General features: G+C 64.6%; 21 protein-coding genes and 1 pseudogene. 11 read left to right on the forward strand and 11 right to left on the reverse strand.

The features are described from left to right. Window positions 1–7 precede the first annotated feature (7 nt). Window positions 8–1,147, forward strand: a complete 1,140-nt coding sequence (locus ACVJGD_RS34785) for an ImmA/IrrE family metallo-endopeptidase (RefSeq protein ID WP_456638432.1) — start codon at window positions 8–10, stop codon at window positions 1,145–1,147. Window positions 1,148–1,396: 249 nt separating this feature from the next. Here the strand turns inward: ACVJGD_RS34785 and ACVJGD_RS34790 are convergent, their stop codons facing one another. The 4 genes from ACVJGD_RS34790 to ACVJGD_RS34805 form a co-directional block, all read right to left on the reverse strand. Then, entirely contained in the window at window positions 1,397–1,813 is a 417-nt protein-coding gene (locus ACVJGD_RS34790; RefSeq protein WP_456638433.1) for a pyridoxamine 5'-phosphate oxidase family protein, read from the reverse strand. A gap of 3 nt (window positions 1,814–1,816) precedes the next feature. Beyond that, window positions 1,817–4,801, reverse strand: coding sequence for an excinuclease ABC subunit UvrB (gene uvrB / locus ACVJGD_RS34795; protein WP_456638434.1), 2,985 nt, complete (start codon window positions 4,799–4,801; stop codon window positions 1,817–1,819). Window positions 4,802–5,272: 471 nt separating this feature from the next. Then, window positions 5,273–5,512 carry a hypothetical protein gene (locus ACVJGD_RS34800; protein WP_456638435.1) on the reverse strand — a complete coding sequence of 80 codons (240 nt, stop codon included), beginning with the start codon at window positions 5,510–5,512 and terminating at the stop codon, window positions 5,273–5,275. Between the two features lie 109 nt (window positions 5,513–5,621). After that, entirely contained in the window at window positions 5,622–6,533 is a 912-nt protein-coding gene (locus ACVJGD_RS34805) for a LysR substrate-binding domain-containing protein (RefSeq protein ID WP_456638436.1), read from the reverse strand. 428 nt (window positions 6,534–6,961) lie between these two features. On the opposite strand from ACVJGD_RS34805, the gene ACVJGD_RS34810 reads away from it, so the two are divergent. The 4 genes from ACVJGD_RS34810 (at window position 6,962) to ACVJGD_RS34825 (ending at window position 9,720) form a co-directional block, all read left to right on the forward strand. Then, entirely contained in the window at window positions 6,962–7,687 is a 726-nt protein-coding gene (locus ACVJGD_RS34810; protein WP_456640471.1) for a sulfite exporter TauE/SafE family protein, read from the forward strand. Between the two features lie 27 nt (window positions 7,688–7,714). Further along, window positions 7,715–7,948, forward strand: coding sequence for a hypothetical protein (locus ACVJGD_RS34815; protein ID WP_456640472.1), 234 nt, complete (start codon window positions 7,715–7,717; stop codon window positions 7,946–7,948). A 167-nt stretch (window positions 7,949–8,115) separates the two neighbouring features. Next, window positions 8,116–8,823, forward strand: a complete 708-nt coding sequence (locus tag ACVJGD_RS34820) for a glutathione binding-like protein (RefSeq protein ID WP_456638437.1) — start codon at window positions 8,116–8,118, stop codon at window positions 8,821–8,823. 201 nt (window positions 8,824–9,024) lie between these two features. Further along, a complete protein-coding gene (locus tag ACVJGD_RS34825; protein WP_456638438.1) occupies window positions 9,025–9,720 on the forward strand; it encodes a glutathione S-transferase family protein in 696 nt (231 codons plus the stop codon). On the opposite strand, the gene ACVJGD_RS34830 is transcribed toward ACVJGD_RS34825, so the two are convergent. After that, window positions 9,721–10,395, reverse strand: coding sequence for an HAD family hydrolase (locus tag ACVJGD_RS34830; RefSeq protein ID WP_456638439.1), 675 nt, complete (start codon window positions 10,393–10,395; stop codon window positions 9,721–9,723). 303 nt (window positions 10,396–10,698) lie between these two features. On the opposite strand from ACVJGD_RS34830, the gene ACVJGD_RS34835 reads away from it, so the two are divergent. Further along, window positions 10,699–12,204 carry a DUF1800 domain-containing protein gene (locus ACVJGD_RS34835; RefSeq protein ID WP_456638440.1) on the forward strand — a complete coding sequence of 502 codons (1,506 nt, stop codon included), beginning with the start codon at window positions 10,699–10,701 and terminating at the stop codon, window positions 12,202–12,204. Between the two features lie 2 nt (window positions 12,205–12,206). Continuing rightward, window positions 12,207–13,430: a DUF1501 domain-containing protein gene (locus tag ACVJGD_RS34840; RefSeq protein ID WP_456638441.1), complete on the forward strand. Its 1,224-nt coding sequence runs from the start codon at window positions 12,207–12,209 to the stop codon at window positions 13,428–13,430. A 150-nt stretch (window positions 13,431–13,580) separates the two neighbouring features. Here the strand turns inward: ACVJGD_RS34840 and ACVJGD_RS34845 are convergent, their stop codons facing one another. The 3 genes from ACVJGD_RS34845 to ACVJGD_RS34855 all read right to left on the reverse strand — a co-directional run bounded on the left by ACVJGD_RS34845 (window position 13,581) and on the right by ACVJGD_RS34855 (window position 16,199). Next, complete coding sequence (locus ACVJGD_RS34845; protein WP_456638442.1) at window positions 13,581–14,519, reverse strand: aldo/keto reductase; 939 nt, start codon at window positions 14,517–14,519, stop codon at window positions 13,581–13,583. 300 nt (window positions 14,520–14,819) lie between these two features. After that, on the reverse strand, window positions 14,820–15,281 hold the full coding sequence (locus ACVJGD_RS34850; RefSeq protein WP_456638443.1) for an N-acetyltransferase family protein: 462 nt from the start codon (window positions 15,279–15,281) through the stop codon (window positions 14,820–14,822). A gap of 93 nt (window positions 15,282–15,374) precedes the next feature. Continuing rightward, window positions 15,375–16,199 carry a PAS-domain containing protein gene (locus ACVJGD_RS34855; protein WP_456638444.1) on the reverse strand — a complete coding sequence of 275 codons (825 nt, stop codon included), beginning with the start codon at window positions 16,197–16,199 and terminating at the stop codon, window positions 15,375–15,377. 226 nt (window positions 16,200–16,425) lie between these two features. On the opposite strand from ACVJGD_RS34855, the gene ACVJGD_RS34860 reads away from it, so the two are divergent. Further along, a complete protein-coding gene (locus tag ACVJGD_RS34860; RefSeq protein WP_456638445.1) occupies window positions 16,426–16,779 on the forward strand; it encodes a DMT family protein in 354 nt (117 codons plus the stop codon). 174 nt (window positions 16,780–16,953) lie between these two features. Here the strand turns inward: ACVJGD_RS34860 and ACVJGD_RS34865 are convergent, their stop codons facing one another. From ACVJGD_RS34865 to ACVJGD_RS34875, 3 genes are all read right to left on the reverse strand, one after another. Next, window positions 16,954–17,097 carry a hypothetical protein gene (locus ACVJGD_RS34865; RefSeq protein ID WP_456638446.1) on the reverse strand — a complete coding sequence of 48 codons (144 nt, stop codon included), beginning with the start codon at window positions 17,095–17,097 and terminating at the stop codon, window positions 16,954–16,956. Window positions 17,098–17,164: 67 nt separating this feature from the next. Beyond that, a complete protein-coding gene (locus ACVJGD_RS34870) occupies window positions 17,165–17,341 on the reverse strand; it encodes a hypothetical protein (RefSeq protein WP_456638447.1) in 177 nt (58 codons plus the stop codon). A 168-nt stretch (window positions 17,342–17,509) separates the two neighbouring features. Then, window positions 17,510–18,166: a glutathione S-transferase family protein gene (locus ACVJGD_RS34875; protein ID WP_456638448.1), complete on the reverse strand. Its 657-nt coding sequence runs from the start codon at window positions 18,164–18,166 to the stop codon at window positions 17,510–17,512. Window positions 18,167–18,512: 346 nt separating this feature from the next. Between ACVJGD_RS34875 and ACVJGD_RS34880 the strand changes: the two are divergent. From ACVJGD_RS34880 to ACVJGD_RS34890, 3 genes and pseudogenes are all read left to right on the forward strand, one after another. Next, window positions 18,513–19,716 (forward strand): annotated as a pseudogene (locus tag ACVJGD_RS34880) (pyridoxal phosphate-dependent aminotransferase). 392 nt (window positions 19,717–20,108) lie between these two features. After that, window positions 20,109–20,591, forward strand: a complete 483-nt coding sequence (locus tag ACVJGD_RS34885; protein ID WP_456638449.1) for a DUF992 domain-containing protein — start codon at window positions 20,109–20,111, stop codon at window positions 20,589–20,591. Between the two features lie 259 nt (window positions 20,592–20,850). Beyond that, a complete protein-coding gene (locus ACVJGD_RS34890; RefSeq protein ID WP_456638450.1) occupies window positions 20,851–22,899 on the forward strand; it encodes an elongation factor G in 2,049 nt (682 codons plus the stop codon). The last annotated feature ends 22 nt before the right edge of the window (window positions 22,900–22,921 follow it).

The following is a 22,921-nucleotide window of genomic DNA, read 5'->3' on the forward strand; positions in this document are numbered from 1 at the left end:
GACGGAAATGAACAATATCAACAACAACAGGGGCCCAAAAAAGCCCCTGCCAAAGGCGATTCCGGAACGCATCAGAGAGGCTCGTGAGGCGCGCGGTTTTACCCCAGAAGAATTCGCCGAACTCCTTAGTGTTAGTCGTCAGGCTGTAGCTCAGTTTGAGACCGGACAAATCTCGCCCTCGGGCGAGGTAATGGCAAAGATAATTGCTGTCACTGCTCAGCCACCTCTGTTTTTTGTTACGCCGCGCGAGCGGGCTCGAACCGGGATGCCGTTCTGGAGAAGCCTTAAGCGTATGGAGCAGCATCATCGCAAGAGGGTTGCTAGGCGTCTCGAATGGGCGCGCGATATCGCAGCTTATGTCGATCGCTTTATTGAACTGCCCGACGTAAACTTGCCGCACGTCGAATTTGATGTGGAGCTTGCATCAGACGAAGAAATTGAGCGCGCTGCAGAAGCGTTGCGCGATCACTGGAAGTTGGGCCGCGTCAGAATCCGGAATCTCGCTACAGTTCTGGAGGAGAATGGAATAATATTAATCCGTGAGGCAGTCGAATGCCCGGACATGGATGCCGTTTCGTGCTGGCAGGGCGGCCGACCGTTCATCTTGTGTGCGGCTGAGGTCAACAGCGGTCCTAGATCTACCTATAATTTGGCCCATGAATTGGGGCACGTCTTGCTTCATGCTGGCGTTGAAGTTTCCTCTGACAATTTGTCGCGAATTGAAAAGCAGGCCAATCGCTTCGCGGGAGCGCTGCTTTTGCCGCGTGAGACATTCAGCCAGGAAGTGCTGGGTACGTCTGTGAGCTACTTTGAATCGCTTAAGAAGCGATGGGGCGTCGCTATTGCTGCAATGGCGTACCGCTGCAAGGATCTCAAAATTTTCAACGAAAACCAATTCTCTTATTTGATGCGCCAAATGAACGCGCGGCGCATTCGAAAGGTGGAGCCGCTAGACAATGCCTTTCCGGTCGAAAAGCCATCATTACTCGCAGAATCCCTCAGAATGATTATAGAGCGGGGCGTGCAAACGAGAGAGCAAATTGAGGCCGCTCTTTCATTAAACTTGTCCGATATAGAAAACCTATGTGGTGTTTCAAAGGGATACCTGGATACCCGAGTAGTAGCTTTTACCCCGCGCCAGAGATAATTTGAACTGAATGCTTGCACTAAGCATAAAGTTCAGGTGCACGGGAGCATGAACAGGTGGCCGCTGCAAACTCGCGTCCTCCTGACGTTACTCGGCAAGGGCGGCATCATGCGGTCTATACCTCCGTGACGAGCGTGAGCTCAATACAGTGATGCTCGCTTATGCGTAGTGATGCATTGCGTTTCCGCCTGTGCAGACAACCGATTACCGGCCGCCAAGCGATGTGAGCGCTGCCGGCGCGCCACTCGCTCACGCCATCCGCATCTCCTCGATCCGCGGCGGCGTCATGGCAAAATCGCTGTACCTCACCCAGCGCGGGCGGATGCGGACGTAGGCGATGTCGGGCCATTGCTCGCGTTCGCGGCCGTCGGGCCAAGTTGCAAAATAGGTCTGCTTGCAGGCGTCGAGGTCGGCACCGGCAGGCAGGTCGGCGATGCCCTCATATTGCACGGTCTGTTCGGCGTCCCAGCCGATCACCAGCGCGACGCGCGGGTCGGCGCGGAGGTTGGCGTATTTGCGCGAGGTGGAGAGCGTATCGAAGACGATGTCGAGCGTCTCGGTGACGGCGATGCCGACCACGGCCGCCTGTGGCGACGCCGGTCCGATCGTGCTGACCACCGCGAGCCGATGCTTCCGCAGGACGGCGTGAAGCTCGGCGCGCGTCACGGCTTACCTCTTCTTCCACCCACCCCGATGACCCGGCGCTCCGCCGCTCGATCGTGGCGCCGGCCCGAACTCCGGTCCCGACTGCCGCGAGTCGGTCGGCTGGATGATCCTGCTGGTGCTGCCGAATGGCTTTGCCGGCCTGGCCGCGGGGTTCGGGCGGAAGGGCAGGGACTCCGGGCCGTGCATCTCGTCGAGATGGGGCTTGTGGATCTTTGAGCCGGAGCTGCCGCCGGCCTTGATTGCCGACGTCACGCTCTTCTTCTTCATCGCGCTGACCGGCAGGTTGGCGGCGTCGCCGTATTTCCTCGTGCCGGCATAGGCGCCGGCCTTGCCCTGCACGGTGCGCTGCTTGGCGGTGGGATCGTCGACGACGGCCATTTCGGTGGCGCGCAGGCGTTTGACCTCGTCGCGCAGGCGGGCGGCTTCCTCGAAGTTCAGATCGGCGGCGGCTTCGCGCATGCGGGTTTCGAGATCGGCGAGAACAGCCTCGAAATTGTGGCCGATCGAGATCACGTCCTCGGTCACGCTGCCGTCGCGGATATCGACCAGCACATGGTCGCGCTCGTAGACGGAGTTGAGGATGTCGCCGATCGACTTCTTCACGCTCGCCGGCGTGATGCCGTTGGCGGCGTTGTATTCCATCTGCTTCTCGCGGCGGCGGTTGGTCTCCGCGATCGCGCGCTCCATCGAGCCCGTCATGCTGTCGGCATAGAGGATCACCTTGCCGTCGACGTTGCGCGCGGCGCGGCCGATGGTCTGGATCAGCGAGGTCTCGCTGCGCAGGAAACCTTCCTTGTCGGCATCGAGGATCGCGACCAGCGCGCATTCGGGAATGTCGAGGCCCTCACGCAACAGGTTGATGCCGACCAGCGCGTCGAACGCGCCGAGGCGGAGGTCGCGGATGATCTCGATGCGCTCGATGGTGTCGATGTCACTGTGCATGTAGCGGACGCGGATGCCCTGCTCATGCAGATATTCGGTGAGGTCCTCCGCCATCCGCTTTGTCAACACGGTGACCAGGCTGCGGTAGCCGGCCGCGGCAGTCGCGCGCACTTCGCCGACGAGGTCGTCGACCTGCGTGCGGGCAGGACGGATGTCGACCGGCGGATCGATCAGCCCGGTCGGGCGGATCACCTGCTCGACGAACACGCCGCCGCTCTCGTTGAGCTCCCAGCCGCTGGGCGTCGCAGACACCGCGACCGTCTGCGGCCGCATCATGTCCCATTCCTCGAAACGCAGCGGACGGTTGTCCATGCAGGAGGGCAGGCGGAAGCCATATTCGGCGAGCGTCGCCTTGCGGCGGAAGTCGCCGCGGAACATGGCGCCGATCTGCGGGATCGAGACGTGGCTTTCGTCGGCGAACACCAGCGCGTTGTCGGGCACATATTCGAACAGCGTCGGCGGCGGCTCGCCGGGGCGGCGCCCGGTGAGGTAGCGCGAATAGTTCTCGATGCCGGCACAGCTTCCGGTCGCTTCCATCATCTCGAGGTCGAAGGTGGTGCGCTGCTCCAGCCGCTGCGCCTCGAGCAAGCGGCCCTGGTCGTTGAGCTGGTCGAGCCGCTGCTTCAGCTCCACCTTGATCGACTTGATCGCCTGCACCAGCGTCGGGCGCGGCGTCACATAGTGCGAATTGGCGTAGATCTTGATGAATTCGAGCTCGTCCTGCTTGTGGCCGGTGAGCGGGTCGAACTCCTCGATGTTCTCGACGGTATCGCCGAACAGGTTCACGCGCCAGGCGCGATCCTCATAGTGCGCCGGGAAGATGTCGATGATGTCGCCGCGCACGCGGAAGGTGCCGCGGGTGAAATCGGCCGAGGTGCGCTTGTACTGCAGCGCGACGAGGTCGGCGATCAATTGCCGCTGGTCGATGCGCTCGCCCTTCTTCAGCGCGAACGTCATCGCGGTATAGGTCTCGACCGAGCCGATACCATAGATGCAGGAGACCGAGGCGACGATGATGACGTCGTCGCGCTCCAGCAGCGCGCGCGTTGCGGCGTGGCGCATGCGGTCGATCTGCTCGTTGATGGAAGAGTCCTTCTCGATATAGGTGTCGGTCCGCGGCACATAGGCCTCGGGCTGGTAGTAGTCGTAGTAGGAGACGAAATACTCGACCGCGTTGTCCGGGAAGAAGTTCTTGAACTCGCCATAGAGCTGCGCGGCCAGCGTCTTGTTCGGCGCAAGGATCAGGGCAGGGCGCTGGGTAGCCTCGATCACCTTGGCCATAGTGTAGGTCTTGCCGGAGCCGGTGACGCCGAGCAGCACCTGGGTGCGGTCGTTGCGCTGGATGCCCTCGACCAGCTCGGCGATCGCGGTCGGCTGGTCGCCCTTCGGCTGGTAGTCGGACTTGATCTCGAAGCGCACGCCGCCTTCGGATTTTTCCGGGCGCGGCGGGCGGTGCGGCGTCCATACTCGCATCGAGCCGTCGTCCTTCCGGAACTCGGGACGGCCGTCGCGGATCAGCGTCTCCAGCGCATCCGCCGTGGCCTTGACGCCGAGCGCTTCGGTCTTGCTGCGCGGCGGGCGGGCCAGCGCCTCCTCGTCGTCCTCAGCGGTCGGCAGGCCGAGCTGCCGCGCCAGTTCGGGATCGAGGAACGGGACGGTGGCTGCCGTGCCGTAGTTTGCCTGCGGGGCTTCACCGAAGCCCTCGTTTGTGGAGGCACCCTCTCCCTGGCCCTCCCCGCGCGAGCTTTGCTCGTCGCGCCCCGCAAGCGGGGGAGGGGACACGACGACCGGACGATCTCTCGGAAATTCCTTCGGGGTCGAGGCGCGTGCGCGATGCGCCGCGGCCTCGCCGCCGGCGCGGCGGTCGCGTGAATTGTCCGGCGGCGGCTGCAGGCCGGTGCCGGAGCCAAGCCCGGCATCGCCGCGATTGATCGCGGGATTCAGCAGCTCGGCAAGCGCCGGCGCGATCGGGAGAACCTCGGGCCGGTGTGCTTTGGATCTGGGGGATTTGCCGGGCTTTTTGGGAGTATCAGGTTTCTTCGCCATGGCCGGAATATGGGACGAGTCCGGCTGGCATGAAAGGGCAAACCTGCCCGCGCGCCTGCCCTGTCAGCAGATGTCAGCAGCCGCGGAACTGCACCGCGGCGGGGTTGCCGAGGTGTCGGTTCTCCCTCTCCCGCTTGCGGGAGAGGGCGGGGTGAGGGTGTCTCCGCGATGGGACTTTCCGTGTGGAGAGAGCCCTCACCCGGCGCTACGCGCCGACCTCTCCCGCAAGCGGGAGAGGTGAAGCGAGCCGTCAGCAGGCGGGCGAGGTGGCCTCAACGATGTTGAGATGAATGCCGCCGCAACCGGTGCAGCGCATGGCCCAATATTCGGCGGTGCGGCCGGGGATGACGCGGAGCAAAGCGAGCTCGGCATTGCATTCCGGGCAGTTGTTCAGGAACGGCGGCGCGGGCGAAAGCGTGGGCGCCGGTTCGGCTTCATACCGCGGCGCGGCGGCGACCAGGGCGCTGCCGACTAAGGCGAGGTCGGCGACGGTCCGGTTGAGTTCACCCCATAGCGCCGGCCGTGGCGGTCGATCTGCGCTTTCGCGTGGGCGATCGCCGCATCCGGATCGGACCACGCAAAACCGAGCTCGAGTGTCGGAAACGAGATGCCATCGATGACGACCGGCTCGCGATCGGCTCGTTGAATCCTGGCGTGCCATAGCCCCTTCCCTGCCTCGAATGAGTTGATCTCAAAGGCTCCGTAAATCATGCCCGCGATCCCAGGTCTTTTCCCAAATGGGACCAAAGCACGCCGGCGGAGCGGAGATTTGTGAATTGGTTCACACGGGGCAGGAATCTTTCGTCGCAGGCGTGCCGCCTCACGCCGCGCCGCGCTGCCCTTTGCCGCGGGTGGCGGGCTCGGCCGCGGCGCGGATGATCCAGCGGCGGAAGGCGGCGAAGTCGCGCTGGCCGGTGCGGAAGCCGTGATAGACGAGGTACCAGCGCATGCCCTTCGGCACGCTGAGCTCGAACGGCGCCACCAGCCGCCCCGCGGCGAGGTCGTCGTCGATATAGGGCCGGATTCCCATCGCGACGCCGAGGCCGTCGATGGCTGCCTGCAGCGCCTGGCCGTAAAACTCGAATTCGGGCCCGCGCGCCGTGATGCGGGCGATGCCGGCAGCCTTCAGCCACACCGGCCAGTCGTCCGGCGAGTGCGCCACGCGAAGCAGGCTTCTTCCCTTCAGGTCGCCGGCGCGCTTGAGCTGGCTTGCCAGCCGCGGCGCGCACACCGGCAAGAGATCGGCGGCGAACAGCGGCTCGGCCACCAGCCCCGGCCAGTCGCCGTCGCCGAGCTTGATGCCGCAGCTCCAGTCGTCGCTGAACGGCTCCGGCGCCGCGGCGCCGCCGGTGGTGATGCGCACCTCGATCTCGGGCTCCTGCTTCTGGAAATCGGCGAGCCGCGGGATCAGCCATTTCATCGCGAAGGTCGGCCCGACGCCGATGGTCAGGACACGGACGCTCGCGGGCGCGGTGACCTGCGCCGTCAGGCTCGCCAGTGCGTCGAAGATCGGCGTCAATCCGCTCTGGTAGAAGCGGCCGGCCGCCGTGGTGACGAGGCGGTTGGCCTTGCGCTCGAACAGCGCCACCCCGAGCCGCTCTTCCAGCAGATGCACCATCCGGCTGATCGCGGCCGCCGTCACGTTGAGCTCGGCGCCTGCGGCGGCAAAGCTGCCGGTGCGCGCCGCGGCCTCGAATGCCTTGATGCCGTTGAGAAAGAGCAGCCGCCGCAAACCCATCACCCTCAGGAAAACTGATGCCAGGAGGAGATAACTCAGTTTGCGCCGCATGTCCAAGCGGGGCAAAACATGAAGGTAAGACCTGTGGTTGAATCGGTGGCGGTTCGCTTCACCTCGCCCCGCGAGCAAGCGGGAGAGGTGACAAAGGCGCTCCGCGGCGCGGTCGCCGAATGGGAGGTGTCGAATTCTCCCTCTCCCGCTTGCGGGAGAGGGGCGGGGTGAGGGCTCTCTCCACGACGGGATTCTTCGTGTGGAGAGAGCCCTCACCCGCCGCGGCGCGGCGACCTCTCCCGCAAGCGGGAGAGGTGACTTCAAAGGCGCTCCGCGAGGTTACGAATGGGAGTTGCCAGTTTGCCGCGTATTGATTCGTCCCACTGGAGATTCTCTTGAGTTCGCTTCTGATTGCAGCCCTTGGCGTGCTGATGGTCGCGACGGCGTTCCTGTCGGGCCTGTTCGGCATGGCCGGCGGGCTGATCCTGATCGGCGTGCTGCTCACCATCCTGCCGCTGCCGTCGGCGATGGTGCTGCATGCGATCACGCAGATGGCCTCGAACGGCTGGCGCGCCTTGCTGTGGCGGGCGCATATCCGCTGGCGGCCGGTCGCGGTCTACATGATCGGCTGCGGCCTGGCGCTGGCGATCTGGTCGATGATGCGCTACGTGCCGGACAAGCCGATCGCGCTGCTGCTGCTCGGCGTCACCCCGTTCATGGCGCGGTTGACGCCGAAGGGCATAAAGCCGAACCCGGACAGCATCTGGCAGGGCACGTTCTACGGCTCGGTCTGCATGGGGCTGATGCTGATGACCGGCGTGTCCGGCCCGCTGATGGACACCTTCTTCCTCGGCGGCAATTTCGGCCGCCGCGAGGTGGTCGCGACCAAGGCCACCTGCCAGGTCGCGAGCCATTTCACCAAGCTGATCTATTTCGGCGGCATCATCGACCAGGCCGCGACGCTCGATCCGGTGCTCGCGGGCGTGGCTGTCGCGGCCTCGATGCTCGGCACCACGCTGGCACGGCGGATCCTGGAAGCGATGAGCGACGCGCAGTTTCGCACCTGGGCGAACCGGCTGATCACGACGGTGGCGAGCTATTACATCCTCTATGGCGGCTGGCTGCTGGTGGCGCGGGGCAGCGCGATGGCGCATTAGGGCATGAACACAGAAGAGGAGGGCATGATGCAGGAGACGACAGATGCCCTGGTACTTGATCTCGTCGAATGGATCGCGCGCGGACCACGGCCCTACGCGGAGGTGATGGAGACCTGGCGCACCTCCTGTCCGCGCCTCACGGTCTGGGAAGATGCCATCGACCGCGGCTATATCGCGCGCCGCCCGACGGTCGAGGGCTTGCGGGTGGCGGTCACCGAAAGCGGCAAGCGATTTTTGCGCGAGCATGGGCGCGCGTACTGATATCTGCCGTCGCATTAACGCGCCATGCGGACGACGCGGGTCCGTCATCACTTTCCTCCGCCAGCCCCTCGGCGCCATTGACTTGCGCCCGCGGTCCGAGCAAATTCCATGCAATCGCATCTTTCTCCGATGCGCGTCCCTCCTTTTCCAGCCGCAGGATCATGCCCATGATCGACCTCCACTACTGGACCACGCCGAACGGCCACAAGATCACGATGTTCCTCGAGGAGGCCGGGCTCGACTACAAGATCGTCCCGGTCAACATCGGCAAGGGCGAGCAGTTCACGTCCGAATTCCTGGCGATCGCGCCCAACAACCGGATTCCCGCGATCGTCGATCATGCGCCGAAGGGCGGCAGCAAGCCGATCTCGCTGTTCGAGTCCGGCGCGATCCTGCTCTATCTCGCCGAGAAGACCGGCAAGTTCCTGCCGGCCGATCTCTATGGCCGCTATGACGCGATCCAGTGGACGTTCTGGCAGATGGCCGGCCTCGGGCCGATGGCGGGGCAGAACCATCACTTCCGCAACTACGCGCAGGAGAAGTTGCAATACGCCATCGACCGCTATGTGAACGAGACCAACCGGCTCTATGGCGTGCTCAACAAGCGCCTCGCCGACCGCGAATTCGTCGCCGGCGACTATTCGATCGCCGACATGGCGAGTTATCCCTGGGTCGTCGGTCACCAGAACCAGGGCCAGAACATCGACGATTTCCCGCATCTGAAGCGCTGGCTGGAAACGATCAAGGCGCGGCCCGCCACGGTGCGCGCCTATGCCAAGGCGAAAGAGGTCAATCCGAATTTCGGCCAGCCCGCGATCCGCACCGAGGAGGAGCGCAAGATCCTGTTCGGCCAGACCGCAGCGGTGGTGCGGTAGCATTCCGCGCTATCGCCTACATGCTCTGTCATCATCCGCGAATGCGGATGATCCAGTAACCACCGGCAGTCGTGAATCCATGCAGCCGCTGCGGCGTACTGGATGCCCCGCCTTCGCGGGGCATGACAGCTTTCTGGCTTTCGCGGTTGCGCTCGTTGCGACCACGGCTACTCTGACTGCCGACATCAGCGAGACCGACCCATGGCCATGAAACTGTTCGAACTCGTCGGCACCGATACCTCCCGTCCGTTCAGCCCGTATTGCTGGCGCACGCGGATGGCGCTGGCGCATAAGGGGCTCGGTGCCGAGTCGATCCCGTGGTGCTTCACCGAGAAGGAAGCGATCGCCCCGCACAAGTCCGACAAGGTGCCCGTGCTGCTCGACGGCGACACTTCCGTCGCCGATTCCTGGGCGATCGCCAATTATCTCGAGGATACCTATCCCGACCGTCCCTCGCTGTTCGGCGGCGAGGGTGGCCGCGCCATGGGGCGCATGCTGAACTGGTGGGGCGATGTCACCGTGATCGGTGGCATCTTCCCGCTGATCGTCGCCGATATCCCGGCGCATCTCGCGCCCGTGGACGTCGCCTATTTCCGCAAGACGCGCGAGGCGCGGTTCGGCAAGCCGCTGGAAGAGGTCGCCGCCACCCGCGACCGCGCGGTCGAGGGTTTCCGCAAAAGTCTCGATCCCTTGCGGCTGACGCTGAAGACGCAGCCCTATCTCGGCGGCGACAAGCCAAACTATGCCGACTACATCGTGTTCGGCGGCTTCCAATGGGCGCGCGTGGTGAGCCCGTTCAAGCTGCTTGTCGAGAGCGATCCGGTCTACGCCTGGCGCGAGCGCCTGCTCGACGCCTTCGACGGCATGGCGCGCAAGTCGCCGGGCTTCGAGGTGTAGCTACAGCGCGCCGCGTTGGCGCAACATCGCCAGCGCGGCGTTGAGGTCCGGCAGCACGGCGGCGCATTTGGCTCGCGTTTCCTCGGTCGGCGGGATCATGTCCGGCACCATCAGCGTGATCGCGCCGGCGGCATGGGCCGCGGTCACGCCATGGTTGGAATCCTCGATCGCGACGCAGGCTTGCGGCTCCACGCCGAGCCGCTTCGCAGCCAGGAGATAGAGATCCGGGCTCGGCTTGCAGTGGGTGACGTCGTCACGCGTCAGGACGGTGTCAAAGCGCGCGCGGATTCCTGCCAGCGTGAGGTGCTGGTCGGCGGAGCGGCGCGAGGAGGAGGTCACGATCGCCATCGGATAGTCCGCGGATCGAAGCGCATCGAGCAGCTCGATGGCGCCGGCCTTCAGCGGCAGGCCTGCGCGAAAGATTTCGTCCCGGTTGGCGGCGAAAGCCTTGTTGATCTCGGCGAGCGGGAAATCGTCGCCGTAGCGCCTCACCAGCATCAGCTCGCATTCCGGGCCGGGAAGGCCGATCATGGCGTGACACAGGGCGACGACATCGTCGGTATAGCCACGCGCGTTCAGCGCCGCGACCAGGCTGTCGAAATAGACCTTCTCGGTATCGAGCAGCGTTCCGTCCATGTCGAGCAGCACGGCGCTGATGTCCCAGGGCGTTGTCACGTTGTGGCCGCATCGGTTTGCTGCCTCGCGAGCTTGCGCATGCAGTCCGGGCACAGGCAGTCGCAGGCATCATGCGCCGGCATCGGCAGGCGGTAGGGTTCCGCCGCGCACCAGCATTCGCCCGACAGGCTGCAGGTGAAAGCGGTACCGCAGCGTCTGCAGGAAAGCTGACGCGGGATGCTTTCTTTCCGATTTGTCATGTCATCGGCCGCTTTCCTTTCGCTGAATTAATCCAGGGTTCATCCGGATGCGCGCTATCATGCCACAAAGATCATAGACCGAGGACGCCCGAAGGGAAATCCGATGGCCCGCGATTCGCAAGCAGCCCTTGTTGCGCTCAATCGCTTCGGCTTCGGCGCCCGCGGCGGCGCCTCCGGCGATTTCGTCAATGCGGCGTCCGATCCGCGCGGCTTTGTCAAATCCGAACTCGATCGCGCCAATGCCGCGCTCCTGGAGATGCCCGGGCTGTCCTCGACGCCGGTGCTCGGCAAGGCCCTGTTCGATTATCAGTTCGAGATCCAGCAGGCGCGCGACGTGGCCGCAAAATCCGCAGCGACGGAAGCGCCGCCAACGGAACCGAGAGCGCAGCGCCACAATCCGTCGCGCGCCTCGATCGCAAAGGACATGACGGCCAAAGAGCCGATGGCGCAGGCCGATGCGATGCAGCCCAATCCGCCAAAGCCGCCGCAACCCGCCAACGTCATCCAGAAGACGTTTCGCACTGAAGCGCTGGCGCGTATCCAGCGCGCGACGTTTGCCGAGTGCGGTTTCGTCGAGCGCCTGGTCGTGTTCTGGTCGAACCATTTCTGCATCTCCGCGAGCAAGGGCGGGCTGGCGCGGATCTGGGCCGGCTCGTTCGAGCGTGAGGCGATCCGGCCGCATGTGCTCGGCCGCTTCGCCGACATGCTGAAGGCGGTCGAGCAGCATCCGGCGATGCTGTTCTTCCTCGACAACCAGCAATCGCTCGGTCCGGACTCGCGCGCCGGCATCAACCGCAACCGCGGTCTCAACGAAAATCTCGCCCGCGAGATCATGGAATTGCACACCCTCGGCGTCGGCGGCGGTTATACGCAGGACGACGTCACCTCGCTCGCGCGCGTCATTACGGGGTGGACCTTTGCCGGACGCCAAGGCCAGCTCGGCCCATCCGGCACTTTCGTGTTCAATGCGAACGCGCATCAGCCCGGCGCGCAGCGCGTGATGGGCAAGGTCTACGAGCAGAATGGCGTGGCACAGGGCGAGGCCGTGCTCGCCGACATTGCGCGCCATCCCTCGACGGCAAAATTCATCGCCACCAAATTCGCGCGCCACTTCGTGGCCGACGATCCGCCGCCGGCCCTGGTGGCGCGGCTGCAGGACGTCTTCGGAAGGACCGACGGCGATCTGAAGGCGCTCGCGACTACGCTGGTCGATTCAAGCGAGGCGTGGCAGGCGCCGCTGACCAAGATGCGCTCGCCTTACGAATTCCTGATCGCCTCCGGCCGGCTGCTCGGGCGCAATCCCGAAGATCCGTCACGCTATCTGGGCGGCCTCAACGTCCTCGGTCAGCCGCTGTGGTCGCCCGCCGGCCCCAACGGATTTCCCGATACCAGTGCTGCATGGGCCGCGCCCGAAGGCATGAAGCTGCGGCTCGATATCTCGGCGCAGATCGCCTCGCGTCTTGGCGATGGCGTCGATCCGCGCGAATTGCTCGAGCTGGTCGCTGCGGACGCCGCTTCGCCGGATACGCGCCGCACGATAGAGCGCGCGGAATCGCGCCAGCAGGCGCTGGCGCTCTTGTTGATGTCGCCGGAATTCCAGAGGAGGTGACGATGCAATGCTGTGAAAGCCTGCGGTCGCAGGCCACCTCGCGCCGCTCTCTGCTGCTCGGCGGCGCCGCATTCGCCGCCTGGGCCTACGTGCCGAAATTCGCGCGCGCAGCGGATGGCCGCGATCCGCGGCTCGTGGTCGTGATCCTGCGCGGCGCGCTGGATGGCCTTGCGACGGTGGCGCCGATCGGTGACCCCGATTACGCCGGCCTGCATGGCTCGATCGCGCTCCGGCCCGACGGCCCGAACGCGGCCGTCATGCTCGACGCCTTCTTCGGCCTGCATCCGGCGATGCCGGAATTCGCGCGGATGTATCGCGCCAGGCAGGCCGCCGTGATCCATGCGGTTGCGACCTCCTATCGCGAGCGCTCGCATTTCGATGGCCAGGACGTGCTCGAGAGCGGCTTCGCCGGTCCGGGCAGGGTGCAATCGGGCTGGCTCAACCGCGCTCTCGAGGCGTTGCCGAGAGGTGAGCGGGTGACGCGCGCGCTGGCGGTCGGCCCGACGACGCCGCTGGTGCTGCGCGGCGCGGCGCTGACCGTCGGCTGGGCGCCGGCCGCGCTGCCGCAGGCCGATGACGACACCGCGATGCGCCTGCTCGAGCTCTATCAGCATCGCGATCCCGCGCTCGCCTCGGCGCTCACGCAGGGCTTGCAACTGGAGAAAGTCGCGAAAGGCGACGAGATGAAGCCGAAGCCCGGCACCAATGGCATCAGTGCGATGCGGCTCGTCGCACGCGGCGCGGCGAAATTGATGGCGGCCGATGACGGGCCGCGGATCGGCGCGCTCGCCTTCGATGGCTGGGACACCCACGCCAAGGAGGGCGGGCCGGTCGGCCGTCTTGCGCAACTGCTCGGCGGCCTCGACGGCGCGCTGGCGGAATTCGAAAGCGGGCTCGACGATCGCTGGCGCGACACCGTGATCGTGGTCGCGACCGAATTCGGCCGCACCGCGCGCATCAACGGCACCGAAGGCACCGACCACGGCACCGGCACCATCGCGCTGCTCGCCGGCGGCGCGGTGAAAGGCGGACGCGTGATCTCGGATTGGCCCGGCTTGAAGCCCGCCAATCTCTATCAGGGACGCGACCTTGCGCCGACCACCGATTTGCGCGCGGTGATGAAAGGCGTGCTGCACGACCAGTTCGGCCTCGCCGACCGCGTGCTGACGGAGAGCGTGTTTCCCGACAGCCGCACCGCAAAGCCGATGCAGGGGCTGGTGGTATAGGCGCGGGCTTCAGCCACGCCGTCGTCCCGGCCTTGAGCCGGGACCCATAACCACCGGCTTAAATGATGTGCTCCGCTGCAACCACTTGCGCGCGCCACAATGCCTTCCTGTGGTTATGGGTCCCGGGTCAAGCCCGGGACGACAGCGAGTCTAGTTCGTGATCTCGTCGATCTGCGCCAGCTCTTCCGCGCTCAAGGTCCAGCCGATCGCCTTGACGTTCTGCTCGACCTGCTCGATGCGCGTGGCGCCGGCGATGACGCTTGAGACTTGGGGGCGGGCGGCGAGCCAGGAGAAGGCGAGCTCCAGCAAAGTATGGCCGCGCTCTTTGGCGAAGGCCTGGAGCTTGTCGACGATGTCCTCGTTGCGCGGCGTGATGTAGCGGTCGCGCAGCGCCGGCATCTTGCCGAAGCGCGTGTCGGCGGGTGCGGCAGCGCCACGCTGATATTTGCCGGTCAGAAGGCCGCTTGCGAGCGGGAAGAACGGCAGCAGGCCGAGATTGTATTCCTGCGCCGCCGGCAGCAAATCCTTTTCGATGTCGCGCACGACGAGGCTGTATTCGTCCTGGCAGGAGACGAAGCGGCTCACATTCATCGCGCGCGCGACATATTCGGCTTCCGCGATGCGCCAGGCCGGGAAATTCGAGTTGCCGATGTAGCGCACCTTGCCCTGCCGCACGAGATCGTCGAGCGCGCGCAGGGTTTCATCGATCGGGGTCAGCGGGTCGTAATCGTGCTGCTGGTACAGATCGATGTAGTCGGTCTTCAACCGCTTCAAGCTGGCTTCGACCGCCGACATGATGTAGCGCCGCGAGGCGCCCTGCTTGGTGCCGTCGGTCGCCATCGGCTTGGAATATTTTGTCGCCAGCACGATGTCCTTGCGCCGGTCGCCGAGCACGGTGCCGAGCACAGTCTCCGAGCCGCCCATCCCGGCATAGATGTCGGCGGTGTCGAACAGAGTGATGCCGAGGTCGAGCGCACGGTGGATCACCTGGCGCGAGGTTTCGAGGTCGGTGCGCTGGCCGAAATTGTTGCAGCCGAGGCCGACGGCGGAAACGCGCAGGCCCGAGCCGCCGAGATTGCGAATTTGCATGGAGCGATCCAAAAATTTGAGGAAAGAGAATGCATTGTGGCCCGCACGCCAGGACCTCGCAAGGCGGCGGCCGGCTTGCACGCCATCGCCGGCTGCAGTGCAGCCATGAGCGGATGCCGCACAAAAAAAGCGGCCCCGGTCAGACGCGGCGACTGACGGGGACCGCTCGGGGGGCGTGTGATCTGAGACGGGGGGCCTGATCAAACGCACGGGAAAGCCTAGCCGTGCTTTATTACGCCCCGGTGACAGGCAAGTTATCCACAGCCGGCCGCGCGGCCGACAGCTCCGCGCGAGGACCGATCAGAACAGCTTGCGATAGACGACAAAGCCGGGTTTGTCGGCGACTTTGTCGTAGAGCTGCATCGCGGTGTGGTTGGTCTCGTGCGTCAGCCAATAAACACGCGCAGCGCCGGCGCGCCTCGCCTGCTCATAGACACCGGTGATGAGCGCCCCGCCGATGCCTTTGCCGCGCGCCGCCTCGCTGGTGAACAGATCCTGTAAGTAACAGACCGGCTCGATCGCCGTGGTCGAGCGATGAAACAGGTAATGCGTGAGGCCGAGCAGCGCGCCGCTCCGTTCGGCGACCAGCGCATGCACTGGTTCATAAGCATCGAAGAAGCGCGACCAGGTCATGCGCGTGATGTCAGGTGCCAGCGCGGTTGCGCCCGAACGGCCGTAGAACGCGTTGTAGCCGTCCCATAGCGGCAGCCACTGCTCGTAGTCCTGCCGGGTGACAAAGCGGATGATGACGTCGTCGGACATGAGGGAAGCCGTCATGAATCGAGAGATGACGCTGCCGATAGCAGCATGGTGCCCGTGGTTTTTATCGGCACCGTGGACGCGGATCAATCGGTCCTATTCGGCGGCGCGCAACGGCGAGCCAAGCCCGCGATCAAGTGCGTGGCCGATGCCGCGCAGGGAGCGATAATAGTCGGCCTTCTTCGGATCGTCGGTGCGGCGCACCAGGTCGGTCACCGGCGTGTAGCTCAGCATGCGGCCGCCATCGGGCAGCGCGGTGCAGCTAAAGCGCAGCACCTGGCCGTCGGCGAGGTTGATGTTGATCGGGGTGGAATCGCCGATCCGCATCAATTCGATGCGCCGTGCGATGAAGTCGTTCAATTCGTGCTTCGGCAGTTCATAGGCGCCGGTGTCGCGGCCGTGATACATCAGCGCGATGAACGGCGGCCTGCTCTCCGCCTGTTCATCCGAAAGCGCGAAATAATCGCGGAAGGCACGATTGATGAACTCCGCCCGCGTATCCGAATCCAGGAGCACGATGCCGATGTCGACCTGATCGAACGCGGCCCTCAAGCGCTCCGCGGTGGCATGATGCGTCTGCTCCCAGGCGAAGGCCTCGACCCATTTTCGCCTGAGCAGCCCGGTGATGACGGCGGTGACGACGGCGGTCGCCGCCAGCATGGCCATCCGCGCCAGATCCGACAAGTCGTAGCCTGGCGTCGCGCGATGGTTGAGGAAGAAGATCGCCGAACCCGCCACGGCAATGGCTGCGCTCAGAAGGCCCGAGGCGATGCCGCTGATGGAGCTCGCGAGCGCGACGATGCAAACGAATAGTGGCGCCGGATTGGGCACGGCGGCGACATGACGATCGATGGCGAAGGCGGTCAGTGCCGTCGCCGCCGTGAGGGCAGGGCCCAGGATCGCGTGCCAGTTGAGCTGCATGCTTGCGCCTCGTTACAACCGAGGATAGGCGCACAGTTTGACGACGGATTTCGCTCGCGGCGGGATTTTGCGCGTCACGCTTAAGACGCGTTTGATCACACGGCCAAAACTTTCGCATTGTTGGAATCAAATGCTATGCGAACTACCTGAAACCAGTTCCGTGGCATGGATCGCTCGAGAAGATCATGCTCGTCATGCTGCAGCGGACCATTGCTAGAGGATACCGATGCCCACCATTGCTCCCAAGATCCTGCCGATCCTGATGCTGTTTGCTTCCAATGTCTTCATGACCTTCGCCTGGTACGGGCATTTGAAGTTCAAGCAGAGCCCGCTGCCGGTGGTGGTCATCGCAAGCTGGGGCATCGCGTTCTTTGAGTATTGGCTTGCCGTGCCGGCCAACCGCTGGGGCAGCGCGGTCTATTCGGCGGCGCAGCTCAAGACCATGCAGGAGGTGATCACGCTGGTCGTGTTCGCGGGCTTTTCCGCGCTCTATCTCAAGGAGCCGCTCGCCTGGAACCACGCGCTCGGCTTTGCGCTGATCGCCGCCGGCGCGTTCCTGATCTTCCACAAGTTCACGTGATTGTGGTGATCTGCGCTCCCTTCACCTCCCCTTGAAAAGGGGAGGTCGGTTTGCGCGCAGGCGCAAACCGGGTGGGGATCAACTCTCTCCACACGCACCTGTGCCCGCGGCAGACCCCCATCCCAACCTTCCCCCTTTCAGGGGGAAGGAGCGCAGCGGCGCAAGCTGCGCACGCTATTTCTTCGTCGCGGGGGCGAGGACGTGCACCGCGGGTGCGCGGTCCTCGCCATGGGTGCTCGTGACGATCAGGAGCGAGGCCGCGAGCAGGATCGCAACCGTCAGTCCAACCGCTACCAGTCCGACAGGTGTCTTCAACATGCTCTGGTCGCGATATCAGTCATCGCGCCTTGCGTTGGTGACGATTCTAAAAAAGGAAACCACCGGATCAGGTCGAAAGCGGCATCGCCATCGCGACCTTGATCGACAGCATTGTCAGCGTGATCACAACACACAGCGACAACGTGCCGATCGTGACCGAGGTGGCGGTCCCGCTCGCCAGTCGAAACGGGATTGCTGGCGCGGTGCGGCTCTCGAAGCCGGCCGTGCCGGGCGACCATGTCATGGCCCAAATCCTCGCATGCGCGGGCGAATCACCCACGTTGTCTGGCCGGAGGATTCGCAATCGTCGCCGGCAATATTGCGGCGGCGATCGTGCGGAAAATGGCAAAACCACGGCATCGCGGGCGGTTTTGCCCGTAATTTTACGGGCTATACCCGCAATTCCCGCTATTCAGGCCCCTGCGGCGGCGATGCCCGGGGTGTCGTCGATCTCGGCCTCCTGCCGCCAGTCCATCGCGACGAAGCCGGGGACCTGTTCGACCCGCCTGAGCCAGGCGCGGATCGCCGGAAAAGTGGTGAGGTCGAAATCGCAGCGGTCGGCAAGGTGGGTGTAGCCGTAGAGCGCGATGTCGGCGACCGTGAGCTGGTCGGCGGCGAAGAAGCGCGCGATCTTGAGATGGTTTTCCATCACCTGCAGCGCGGCATAGCCCCGCTCCATCCAATCCTCCAGCGCGTGCGTCTGGAGGTCGCGGCCGCCCTTCACCAACGATAGCCAGAAATAGGCCGCGCCGATGTTCGGCTCCAGCGCATGCTGCTCGAAGAACATCCACTGCAGCGCCTCGGCCCGCTCGATCTCCGACTCCGGCGCGAGCGGCGTGCCGCCGGCGACATACCAGAGGATGGCGTTGGATTCGGCGAGATAGCGTCCTTGCTCGACTTCGAGCAGCGGCACCTGGCCGCTCGGATTCTTCGCCAGAAACTCGGGGGTGCGACTCTCGCCGCGCAGGATGTCGACCTCGATCGCCTCATAGGGCGTATTCAGCAGTGCCAGCGCAAGGCGAACCTTGTAGCTGTTGCCGGAGCGCTGCATCGAATAGAGCTTGTACATCTTCCCGAGTTCACCCAATCGAAGCGTTAACCGCAGGTAGTGCCGCAAACGCCACCCCACAATGATGCCGATGGGGGTGCGTCGCAAGACCTGCGGGATGGAAAAAGTCGAAAACCGCTCCCGCACCGCACGCGTGCAGAATGATTCCATCGGGTAGCAGAGGATCACGCCTCTGCTATCTGGTGATCGCGGCACGATCCCTCGGACCCGATCGAGGACGAGCGAAGCGAAGCTGCGGCAAAAGTGCCGAGGAAACCCTGCTTTTCGCTTGCCGCTGCACCGCAACAGTCCTAGAAACAGCGTTGCGCTGCTGTTGCGCTTTTCCCAACACAATCCGGAGACGATGATGTCCTTTCTGTCCGCTGCGCTTGACCGTGTGAAGCCGTCCGCGACGATCGCGGTCACGGATAAAGCACGCGCGCTGAAAGCGGCAGGCCGCAACGTCATTGGCCTCGGCGCCGGCGAGCCGGATTTCGATACGCCGGCCAACATCAAGCTGGCGGCAATCCATGCGATCGAGGCCGGCAAGACCAAGTACACCGATGTCGGCGGTATTCCCGAGCTGAAGGAGGCGATCATCGCCAAGTTCCAGCGCGAGAACGGCCTCACCTACAAGCCGAACCAGGTGATCGTCGGCACCGGCGGCAAGCAGGTGCTCTACAACGCGCTGATGGCGACCATCAATCCGGGCGACGAGGTGATCATTCCCGCGCCCTATTGGGTGAGCTATCCGGAGATGGTCGCGCTCGCCGGCGGCGAATCCGTGCCGGTGGTGTGCACGGCCGAGCGCGGCTTCAAGCTCAGCGCAGAAGATCTGGAAAAGGCGATCACGCCGAAGACCAAATGGATCATCCTCAACTCGCCGTCGAACCCGACCGGCGCGGCCTATACGCGCGTCGAACTCAAGGCGATCACCGATGTGCTGGTGAAGCATCCGCACGTCTGGGTGATGACCGACGACATGTACGAGCACCTCGTCTATGACGACTTCCTCTTCCACCACGCCGGCGCAGATCGAGCCGAAACTCTACGACCGCACGCTGACGGTGAACGGTGTCTCCAAAGCCTATTGCATGACCGGCTGGCGCATCGGCTATGCCGGCGGGCCTGCGCAGCTCATCAAGGCGATGGCGACGATCCAGTCGCAGTCGACCTCGAACCCGTCGTCGATCTCGCAGTGGGCCGCCGTCGAAGCGCTCAACGGTCCGCAGGACTTCATTCCGGTGAACAACAAGGTGTTCAAGGAGCGGCGCGACCTGGTGGTTTCGATGCTGAACCAGGCGGCTGGTATCGACTGTCCGCGGCCGGAAGGCGCGTTCTACGTCTATCCGTCCTGCGCCGGCACGATCGGTAAGACATCGCCGAGCGGCAAGGTGCTCGAGAACGATGAGGACTTCGTCACCGAGCTCCTGGAGAGCGAGGGCGTCGCGGTGGTGCACGGTTCCGCCTTCGGCCTCGGCCCGGCGTTCCGCATCTCCTACGCCACCAAGACCTCGGATCTCGAGGATGCCTGCAAGCGCATCCAGCGCTTTTGCGGCAATCTGCGCTAGTCAAATCGGTCGAGCGAGAATGAGAGGCCCGCGCGAGCGGGCCTTTTCTTTTGGAGAGTATCTCCGATCAGGTCGAATTGCAGCCGCGATGAACGCTGCGCTCCCTCTCCCGCTTGCGGGAGAGGGTCGGGGAGAGGGCTCTCTCCACGACGGGACTCTTCGTGTGGAGAGAGCCCTCACCCGGCGCTCACTCGCCGACCTCTCCCGCAAGCGGGAGAGGTGACTCTAAGAGCCGCTCCGCGGCGAAGTTGATAACCTCGCAACCGCGCGGGTTGCTGGCACGGCCAATCTGGTACTGCCTTGAAGCTTGTGGCATAGACGAGCATGCGCCGGGGGCAGGCGCGGTCCTTCGTCGCTACTCACGTCACATCTTTTCAGCCGGAGATATCTTCATGCGTCGCTTCGTCCTTCGCGCGGGCACGACCATCGCCATGCTCGCATCAGTCATCGCCGGCGCCAACGCACAACAGCCAGAGCGCGTGCGGGTCGGCGTTCTGGAATGCCGCGGCGGCGCCAGCGTCGGTTTCATCGTGGGGTCGGTCACTCATCTTGGCTGCGTGTTGCGCGCCGAGGGCGTGCCGGAGGACCGCTACATCGCGACCATCCAGAAGGTCGGCCTCGATATCGGCATCACCGAGCAGACCGCGCTCGCCTGGGGCGTCTACGCGCCGGTCTCGCGGATCGGGCCCGGTGACCTCGCCGGCAATTATGCGGGCGCGCAGGGCAGCGCGACGCTCGGCGTCGGTGTCGGCGGCAATGTGCTGGTCGGCGGCTCCAACAATTCGATCGCGCTGCAGCCGCTGAGCCTGCAGGGCCAGGTCGGCCTCAATGTCGCCGCGGGACTCGCAAGCCTGGAACTCCGGCCAGGGCGCTGATGCTGGTCCCGTAGGGTGGGCAAAGCGAAGCGTGCCCACCATCCACATTCGGTGCAAGACAAGGTGGGCACGCTTCGCTTTGCCCACCCTACAACTCTCCCGTCATTGCTTCGCTCCACTCGCAATGACGTGTGCCTGCTTCATTACATTACATCGCAACGCAGCGACGTTTTCCCGCTTGCCAAACGCGCGCGACGGGCGGAGCATCGACGATTGCCGACCCAATCAAGGGCCGAGCTCCAGACGAGGAGACGGCAATATGGGACAAGACGTCAGAAGTCCCCGAGGTCCACGGTGTATTGCACTAGTGGGCCCTTTCCAGAGCGGTAAGACCACACTTCTAGAAGCGATCCTGGCGCGGACGGGTGCGATCCGCACAGCCGGCAGTGTCGATGCCGGAACTTCCGTTGGCGACGCCAGTACCGAGGCGCGTCACCACAAGATGAGTGTCGGGCTTACCGCCGCCACCACCACCTTCATGGGCGACAGCTACACCTTTCTCGATTGTCCCGGTTCGGTCGAATTCGCGCATGACATGCGCATGGCGCTTCCCGCCGTCGATGCTGCGGTCGTGGTCTGCGAGGCCGACGAGAAGAAGCTGCCGCAGTTGCAGCTCATCCTGCGCGAACTGGAAGAGCTCGCCATTCCCCGTTTCCTGTTCCTGAACAAGATCGATCGCGCCAACAAGCGCGTCCGCGAGACGCTCGCCACGCTGCAGCCGGCCTCGCGCGTGCCGCTGGTGCTCAGGCAAATTCCGATCTGGAACGGCGACCTGATCGAGGGTTTCGTCGATCTGGCGCTGGAACGCGCCTTCGTCTATCGCGAGCACAAGCCGTCGGAGGTGGTCGCGCTCGAAGGCGGCAATCTCGATCGCGAGAAGGAAGCGCGCTTCTCGATGCTGGAGAAGCTCGCCGACCATGACGACGCGCTGATGGAGCAGTTGCTCGAGGACATCCAGCCGCCGCGCGACGCCGTGTTCGACGATCTCGCCCGCGAACTGCGCGACGGCGTGATCTGTCCGGTGCTGCTCGGCTCGGCGCTGCGCGAGAACGGCGTGCTGCGCCTGATGAAGGCGCTGCGCCATGAAGCGCCTGGCATTGCCGAGACCGCAAAGCGCCTCGGCGCGCCCGACTCGAAGGATGCGCTCGCCTATGTGTTCAAGACCGTGCATCTGCAGCACGGCGGCAAACTCTCGCTGGCGCGTCTGCTCGGTGGCCATCTCGACGACGGCGCGACACTGACCTCCTCGTCCGGCGAGACCGGCCGTGTTTCGGGCATCCTCTCCGCGAACGGCGCGTTCGACACCAAGCGCGCCTCCGCGGAAGCCGGCGATACGGTTGCGCTCGGCAAGCTCGATGCGATCAAGACCGGCGACACCGTCGCGAGCGGCAAGACCGCGCCGCCTTCGCTGGTGAAGGTCGAGCCGACGTCGCCGGTGCTTGCGATGTCGCTTGCGGCCACCGACCGCAAGGACGACGTCAAGCTCGGGCAGGCGCTGCTTCGGCTGAACGAAGAGGATCCGTCGCTGACCCAGATCCAGAACCAGCGCACGCATGACACCGTGCTGTGGGGGCAGGGCGAGATGCACCTGCGCGTCGCGGTGGAACGGCTGCGCGACCGCTTCGGCGTCAACGTCAAATCGCAGGCGCCTGCGATCGGCTATCAGGAGACCATCCGGAAACCGATCACCCAGCGCGGCCGGCACAAGAAGCAGTCCGGCGGCCACGGCCAGTTCGGCGACGTGGTGCTGGAGATAACGCCCCAGCCGCGCGGCACCGGCTTCACCTTCGACGAAACCGTGGTCGGCGGCGCGGTGCCGCGGAACTATATCGGCGCGGTGGAGGAGGGGGTGGTGGACGGCCTGCAAAAGGGGCCGCTCGGCTTTCCCGTGGTCGACGTCCATGTGCGCCTGACCGATGGTTCCTATCACAGCGTCGATTCCTCGGATCTCGCGTTCCGCACTGCGGCGCGGATCGGCGTCAGCGAGGCACTGCCGAACTGCCAGCCAGTGCTGTTGGAACCGATACACATGGTCGAAATCGTCTGTCCGACGGACGCCACCGCCAAGATCAACGCCATCCTGTCGGCGCGGCGGGGCCAGATCCTCGGTTTCGACACCCGCGAGGGCTGGACCGGCTGGGACTGCGTCCGCGCCACCATGCCGGAAGCCGAAATCGGCGACCTGATCGTGGAACTCCGCTCCGCGACCGCCGGCGCCGGCAGTTTCACCCGGCAGTTCGACCGCATGGCGGAGGTAACCGGCCGCGCCGCCGATCAAATTATTGCGGCGCATCGCGTGGCGGCATAAGTGTTGCTAGGATCATGGCCCC

It is taken from the genome of Bradyrhizobium sp. USDA 10063 (assembly GCF_054063735.1).

What these genes read in the sequence shown, in the direction of transcription:
- ACVJGD_RS34885 (WP_456638449.1), top strand. Translation starts at nt 20,109, where the DNA reads ATGCGTCGCTTCGTCCTTCGCGCGGGCACGACCATCGCCATGCTCGCA.
- ACVJGD_RS34785 (WP_456638432.1), top strand. Translation starts at nt 8, where the DNA reads ATGAACAATATCAACAACAACAGGGGCCCAAAAAAGCCCCTGCCAAAG.
- ACVJGD_RS34860 (WP_456638445.1), top strand. Translation starts at nt 16,426, where the DNA reads ATGCCCACCATTGCTCCCAAGATCCTGCCGATCCTGATGCTGTTTGCT.
- ACVJGD_RS34890 (WP_456638450.1), top strand. Translation starts at nt 20,851, where the DNA reads ATGGGACAAGACGTCAGAAGTCCCCGAGGTCCACGGTGTATTGCACTA.
- ACVJGD_RS34815 (WP_456640472.1), top strand. Translation starts at nt 7,715, where the DNA reads ATGCAGGAGACGACAGATGCCCTGGTACTTGATCTCGTCGAATGGATC.
- ACVJGD_RS34870 (WP_456638447.1), bottom strand. Translation starts at nt 17,341, where the DNA reads ATGACATGGTCGCCCGGCACGGCCGGCTTCGAGAGCCGCACCGCGCCA.
- ACVJGD_RS34845 (WP_456638442.1), bottom strand. Translation starts at nt 14,519, where the DNA reads ATGCAAATTCGCAATCTCGGCGGCTCGGGCCTGCGCGTTTCCGCCGTC.
- ACVJGD_RS34855 (WP_456638444.1), bottom strand. Translation starts at nt 16,199, where the DNA reads ATGCAGCTCAACTGGCACGCGATCCTGGGCCCTGCCCTCACGGCGGCG.
- ACVJGD_RS34835 (WP_456638440.1), top strand. Translation starts at nt 10,699, where the DNA reads ATGGCCCGCGATTCGCAAGCAGCCCTTGTTGCGCTCAATCGCTTCGGC.
- ACVJGD_RS34820 (WP_456638437.1), top strand. Translation starts at nt 8,116, where the DNA reads ATGATCGACCTCCACTACTGGACCACGCCGAACGGCCACAAGATCACG.
- ACVJGD_RS34800 (WP_456638435.1), bottom strand. Translation starts at nt 5,512, where the DNA reads ATGATTTACGGAGCCTTTGAGATCAACTCATTCGAGGCAGGGAAGGGG.
- ACVJGD_RS34840 (WP_456638441.1), top strand. Translation starts at nt 12,207, where the DNA reads ATGCAATGCTGTGAAAGCCTGCGGTCGCAGGCCACCTCGCGCCGCTCT.
- ACVJGD_RS34810 (WP_456640471.1), top strand. Translation starts at nt 6,962, where the DNA reads ATGGTCGCGACGGCGTTCCTGTCGGGCCTGTTCGGCATGGCCGGCGGG.
- ACVJGD_RS34875 (WP_456638448.1), bottom strand. Translation starts at nt 18,166, where the DNA reads ATGTACAAGCTCTATTCGATGCAGCGCTCCGGCAACAGCTACAAGGTT.
- ACVJGD_RS34865 (WP_456638446.1), bottom strand. Translation starts at nt 17,097, where the DNA reads ATGTTGAAGACACCTGTCGGACTGGTAGCGGTTGGACTGACGGTTGCG.
- ACVJGD_RS34825 (WP_456638438.1), top strand. Translation starts at nt 9,025, where the DNA reads ATGGCCATGAAACTGTTCGAACTCGTCGGCACCGATACCTCCCGTCCG.
- ACVJGD_RS34850 (WP_456638443.1), bottom strand. Translation starts at nt 15,281, where the DNA reads ATGTCCGACGACGTCATCATCCGCTTTGTCACCCGGCAGGACTACGAG.
- uvrB (WP_456638434.1), bottom strand. Translation starts at nt 4,801, where the DNA reads ATGGCGAAGAAACCTGATACTCCCAAAAAGCCCGGCAAATCCCCCAGA.